5 protein-coding genes and 1 pseudogene are annotated in these 5,767 nt (G+C 72.6%); 4 read left to right on the top strand and 2 right to left on the bottom strand.

The genetic code is table 11. From position 1 onward, the window contains the following. Positions 1–186: 186 nt before the first annotated feature. Positions 187–600 (top strand): heme-binding protein, encoded by a 414-nt coding sequence (locus NBZ85_RS26570; protein WP_261559587.1) that lies wholly within the window; start codon positions 187–189, stop codon positions 598–600. Between the two features lie 24 nt (positions 601–624). Here the strand turns inward: NBZ85_RS26570 and NBZ85_RS26575 are convergent, their stop codons facing one another. After that, complete coding sequence (locus tag NBZ85_RS26575; protein ID WP_261559579.1) at positions 625–924, bottom strand: Rdx family protein; 300 nt, start codon at positions 922–924, stop codon at positions 625–627. 143 nt (positions 925–1,067) lie between these two features. On the opposite strand from NBZ85_RS26575, the gene NBZ85_RS26580 reads away from it, so the two are divergent. The 3 genes from NBZ85_RS26580 (at position 1,068) to NBZ85_RS26590 (ending at position 4,911) form a co-directional block, all read left to right on the top strand. Next, the gene (locus NBZ85_RS26580; RefSeq protein ID WP_264762325.1) at positions 1,068–2,387 is read left to right on the top strand and encodes an ABC transporter substrate-binding protein; all 1,320 of its coding nucleotides are present in this window, start codon (positions 1,068–1,070) and stop codon (positions 2,385–2,387) included. Between the two features lie 286 nt (positions 2,388–2,673). Beyond that, positions 2,674–3,669 (top strand): malate dehydrogenase, encoded by a 996-nt coding sequence (locus tag NBZ85_RS26585; protein ID WP_261562818.1) that lies wholly within the window; start codon positions 2,674–2,676, stop codon positions 3,667–3,669. 216 nt (positions 3,670–3,885) lie between these two features. After that, positions 3,886–4,911: an effector-associated domain EAD1-containing protein gene (locus tag NBZ85_RS26590; protein WP_261559589.1), complete on the top strand. Its 1,026-nt coding sequence runs from the start codon at positions 3,886–3,888 to the stop codon at positions 4,909–4,911. Between the two features lie 41 nt (positions 4,912–4,952). On the opposite strand, the pseudogene NBZ85_RS26595 reads toward NBZ85_RS26590, so the two are convergent. Beyond that, positions 4,953–5,767, bottom strand: a pseudogene (locus tag NBZ85_RS26595) (hypothetical protein); the annotation flags it as partial.

Below are 5,767 nucleotides of genomic sequence, written 5' to 3' on the forward strand. Positions count from 1 at the left end.
CCTCCCGCCCTGGCGGCGGCATCAGCGCACCGGATGCGGGCAACACGTGTCCTTCTGTATCCCGTCGCTCGCGTGCGGAACCGCTGTGAGTGAGGGTTGTTGTGCGGCGCGCCTTCCACCACCCGACGGCCGATCTGGGCCTATGGTCAGGCGCACCGGAACGCCGCTTTATGGGGAGAGTCGCGGATGACCGTATCGCTCGAGGATGCCCGTCGGATCATCGCCGCCGGGGAAAGGTATGCGATTCACCTCGGCCAACCGGTTAACCTCGCTGTCGTCGACTACGCAGGCATTCTGGTAGCCCATGTTCGGATGGGCAACGCCCGCCTGCAGACCGCCGACATCTCGGTCGACCGGGCCTGCGCGGCGCGGGCGCCCGCCGCACCGGCCCGCCTGGTGAACCACGCCGGCGGCGAGGGCGGTTCCGTCGGGGACGAGGGGTTCGGCGGCTGGGAGCGCCCCGAGCCCGAGCCCGGTTCGGGACTGACCGGCGCGCTGCCGCTGCGACGGGACGGAAGGATCGTGGGCGCTGTCGGGGTCAGCGGCGCTCCCGCACCGTTGGACGAGGCCATAGCCCGCGCCGCCGCCGCCGCGTTCTGACCGCGCTGCTTCCGGTGGCGGAGCTCAGGCGTCCGGGTCGGCCGCCGACGCCTCCACATGGCCGAGGGGGCGTCCGGGCGCTACCTCGTCCCGCACGAGCCGCTTGACGGCGGAGGGCTCAGGAAAGCCCTGCTCCCGCCGGTCCCAGAGCACCCGGTCGCCGAGCCGGACGACGAACACCCCGCCCGTCGCGGGTACCAGGCAGACCTCGGCCAGATCGCCCTCGAACGTGGTCAGCAGCTCCTGGGCGAGCCAGGCCGCCCGTGGCAGCCAGCGGCAGCGGGTGCAGTACTCGATCTTCAGGGTCGGTTTCGCCGCGGCCATCGCCCCATCCTTCCCCGCCGGCCAGGTGGCCCCGCGGAGGGGTCGGCGAATGTTTCGGCGGGCATCCGGCGTGACCCGCAGCCTAAACTCGCGGAATCAGCGTTCCGGTGAATCTCACAAATTATTCGGAATGGCATCGGTGCATGACGTCGTGCGCCAAGCTTGGAGGAGTGAGCAGCGTCACGGTTGCGGCCGCCGGCCGCCGGCGACCGGAGGGCGGGTTGCGGCGTCGAGTGTGGGGCCGCCGCCGCCGTATCGTCGTCGGCCTGCTGGGCCTGGTGGTCGCGCTGGGGGCGGTCGGCTGCCGGGTGTCCGGCGACGCGAGACCGGCGGCGCCGCGCTGCGCCGAACCGGGTGTCACCCCGGATGCGGTGCGCCTCGGGCTGCTCTACCCGGACACCGGCAATGCGGCGTCGCTGTTCGCGCCGTTCCGGGCCGGCGTCGACGCGCGGCTCGGGGTCGCCGACGAGGCCGGCGGGGTGGGCGGCCGCCAGGTCCATTACACCTGGCGCGACGACGCCTCGAACCCTGCGGGCAACGAGGCCGGTGCCCGTGAACTGGTCCAGACCGACCGGGTCTTCGGCATCATCGAGTCGACCTCGGTCGCCAGCGGTTCCGCGGCGTACCTGCACGGCGGCCGGATACCGGTGACGGGTACGTCGCTGGAGGCGGCCTGGACGCAGAACGACAACATGTTCAGCTACTCGAATATGATCTCGGATGGGCCGTCCGTCACCACCTGGGGCGCGTTCGTGGCCGAACGCGGCGGGCGTAACGCGATCATCGCGCAGTCGGCGTTCTCGGCGACGTCGGTGACGATGGCGGACAAGCTGGCGCTGAGCCTGCAGGCAGCGGGTATCCGGGTCGTCGGGCGGGTCGACGCGACCGGGCCGATCGACATCCCCGGCATCGGGGAGAAGGTGCGGGCCAGCGGCGCGGACGTCCTGGTCGGCGCGGTCACCGGCGCCGCCTTCGGCCAGGTGGTCGTCGGCGCCCGCGCCGCGCGTGCGAACCTGCGCGTGATCCTGTCGCCCGTCAGCTACGACCAGCGCCTGTTGAAAGTCTTCGGCCCGGTGCTCGCCGGCCTCTACACGTTCGTCGACTACCAGCCGTTCGAGATGGGCACGCCCGCGCACCAACGCTTCCTGGCCGCCATGCTCAAATACGCCCCGCAGATGTCACCGCCGGCCCAGCAGGCCGCCCTGTCCGGCTGGATCTCGGCCGACATGTTCCTGCGGGGGCTCGCCGCGGCCGGGTCGTGCCCGAGCCGGGAGGCGTTCATCCGAGGGTTGCGCGGGCTGAAGGGCTACGACGCCGACGGCCTGCTGCCCGCCCCGATCGATTTTTCCTCGCATTTCGGGCAGATCAACCGCTGCTATACCTTTCTGCAGGTCGCCGCCGACGCCAAGCATTTCGAGCTCGTGCCGCCGGCACCCCGCTGCGGCGACGAGATCGGCCAGTAGGGGCCGGCACCGCCGGGGAGTCGCCGCCCGCCCGTCCGCCGCGGCACCCCGCCCGCGCGGGCCGTCTGTGCACGTCCGCGGGCCGACGTCGGCGCGCCCGCCGGCCCTGCCGACACGGCGTCGGGGGGTGTGAGCCGCTCCGCCCCGCCAAGCTCCCCCTGTTGCAGGCGGTCGGACTAGCATCGTTGGGGCGGCATATAGACATCGCATTCTCGTGGGCCGGTCCACGATCGCCGTCGGTCGTCCCGGTCCGCCACCCGAGCTTCCGGATGACCTGCACCAGGAGATGCCAGTGAGTTCAACGCCCGTCAACGTCACCGTTACCGGCGCCGCCGGTCAGATCGGCTACGCGCTGCTGTTCCGCATCGCGTCGGGCCAGCTGCTGGGCGCGGACACGCCGGTGAAGCTGCGGCTGCTGGAGATCCCGCAGGCCGTCCGGGCGGCCGAGGGCACCGCCCTCGAACTCGAGGACAGCGCGTTCCCGCTGCTGGCCGGGGTGGACGTGTTCGACGACGCCAAGCGGGCGTTCGAGGGCACCAACGTCGCCCTGCTCGTCGGTGCCCGCCCCCGAACCAAGGGCATGGAGCGCGGCGACCTGCTGTCCGCCAACGGTGGCATCTTCAAGCCGCAGGGCGAGGCGATCAACAGCGGCGCGGCGGAGGACATCCGGGTCCTGGTCGTCGGCAACCCGGCGAACACGAACGCGCTCATCGCCCAGACGCACGCGCCGGACGTGCCCGCCGAGCGGTTCACCGCCATGACCCGCCTCGACCACAACCGTGCGATCGCGCAGCTGTCGAAGAAGCTTGGCGTCCCCAGCGCCGAGATCCGCAAGATCACCATCTGGGGCAACCACTCGGCCACTCAGTACCCGGACATCTTCCACGCCCAGGTGGGCGGCCGCAGCGGCGCCGAGGCCGTCGGCGACCAGAAGTGGATCGCCGACGAGTTCATCCCGCGGGTGGCCAAGCGCGGCGCCGAGATCATCGAGGTCCGCGGCGCCTCGTCGGCCGCCTCGGCCGCCTCGGCCGCCATCGACCACGTCTACACCTGGACCAACGGCACCCCCGAGGGGGACTGGACCTCCGCGGCGATCCCGTCGGACGGTTCCTACGGCGTGCCCGAGGGGCTCATCTCCTCGTTCCCGGTGACCGCCGCCGGCGGGAAGTTCGAGATCGTGCAGGGCCTGGAGCTCGACGCCTTCTCCCGGGAGAAGATCGACGCCTCGGTGCGTGAGCTCGCCGAGGAGCGCGACGCCGTCCGTGCGCTCGGCCTCATCTGAGTTCTTCCGAGCGCAGTGCACCATCCGCGGGGCGCGCGGGCGGCACCCCACCGTCCGCGCGCCCCGTCGGCGAAGATCTGCACCGGCTTCTGTCGCGGATGTGACGCATCCGCCCGGTGCCGCCCACCCCGGGCTTAGAATTCGTGCGAGAAATGCGCCGGCCGGCGAACGCCTGCCGGCGTCGGCCGCATCTTGGGATCGGTTCGGGGGCTCGTGATGCAGGGGCTGAGCGAGGTCGAGATCAGGGCGCTCGCCAACGCCTTCAACGTGCACTTCAAGGCGAATCTGCTGCTGGTGCGCGCCGGCCTCACCCGCGACCGGGTGCCGGAGTTCACCGGCACGCCATTTGACTACTGGTCGGAGATCTCGGCGCAGCTCGAGGACGGGCTGCTTCCCGACGGCAGGGCGCGCATCCTCGCCGCCGCGGCGAAGTCGTTCCCGGCCAACGAGGTTTTCCGGGTCGACTCGCGGCTCACTGCGTCCTCGGGCGCTGTCCTGGCCGCGCGGGGGCACCAGCAGCCACGTGCCGGCATACCGGAGCACGCCAGCCTGTTCTTCCTCGACGCCCGCCAGTACAGCCGGCGCAGCATGCTCGGTCAGGTCGACTGGCGGGCCGCCCTGCGGGAGATTGTGGCGGCGGCCGTTGCGGGGCTGCAGCTGCCGGCGGAGTCGATCCGGCTGCTGCAGGACCAGGGCGACGGTTTCCTCGGCATCGTGGCTGGGACGGAACCCAAGCCGTACCTCGCCAGCGATTTCGTCCGCGAGCTGCAGATCGCCCAGCGCGCTTACAACGACGGGCGCGAACCCGGCAGCCGGCTGCGGTTGCGGATGTCGCTGCACCACGGCGACGTGGTCGTGGATGGAACGGGCGCCGCGGGCGACGCCGTCGTGGTCGCCGCCCGGCTGATCGACGCGCCCCAGGTGCGCGGCATGTTGGAGCGTTATCCCGACGCCGATCTTGTTCTTGCATTGTCCCCGGAGTACTTCCGCAGCACCGCCGCCCAGCGGATGCGCGATCTCGACCCGGCGGCGTTCCGCGAGATCGACGTGGCGGTCGGCGAGAAGTACGCCGGCACCGCGTGGGTGACGCTGCCCGGTCGGCGGGCGAACCCTCCTTTCGGCGAGGATCCCGCCGAGCCCCGGCCCGTGGGCGTTCCACGGCCCGTGGACGCGCCCGCCGGTGTGGTGCGGAGCCGGAAGCCCTCGACCTCGCCGCCACCGTTCCCCGGCGGCCGTACCTGACCCGCTGGCTGTGGGATGGCCGCTGTCATGGGTGGCCGCTGTCATGGGGTGGCCGCCTTCACCGCGCCGCCTGTCGCCGCGGCGAGCAGCTGACCCAGGCCGCGGCCGTAGCTGGTGCTCCCGTCGAAGCGGCTCCACTCTGCCAGTGCTGTCATCATGGTCCGCAGTTCCATGGTGGACGCCTCGCCGGTCCGGGCCCGCTCGATCAGGCTGTGCACCCGGGCGGTCCAGGCGAGGGCGTCGTCGCCCGCGGCCCGCGCCCGGCGCGCCGCCTCGTCGACGCGGGCACGCCGCAGGATCGGACGGCCGGTGGCGGTCGGCGCCTCGGCGAGCCGGAGCAGCCCGGCGGCCCGCCCGGCGTCGGAGTTGATGCGGCCGTAGCCGGCTAGCGACCGACGCCACAGCTCCTCGGCCCGGTCCGGGTAGGCGGGGCGGCCCGCGGGGATCGGCGAGCCGTCCGGCCTGCGCCCGAGGGTCTGCGCCCCGCCGTCGGGATAGCCGGCCCAGTCGCCCCGCACGAGGGCCGCGTGCGCCAGGGTCGCGTCATCGGCGTCGCCCAGCGTCTCCACCGCGTCCAGCGCGACGCCGGCCTCGGCCGCCCGATCCAGCCGGAACAACAGGTCGGCACGCAGGATCCGGGCGTATGCGCTGGCCTGGCCGACGGGTAGCGCGGTCAACCGAGCGACGAGCGCGTCGGCCATCATCAGCACGTCCGCCGCCGCGTGGGCAACGTTCCCGACACCCCAGTCGGCGCTTGCCGCGGCCCGCTCCGGGTGTTCCGCCGTGACCAGGCCCGCGGACATGAGCGGCTCGGCGGGCGGCGGCATCCCGCTCGGGGCGGGTAGCTGGGCTGGGG

This window comes from Frankia tisae (assembly GCF_025403405.1).
In the GTDB taxonomy this organism is placed as follows: domain Bacteria; phylum Actinomycetota; class Actinomycetes; order Frankiales; family Frankiaceae; genus Frankia; species Frankia tisai.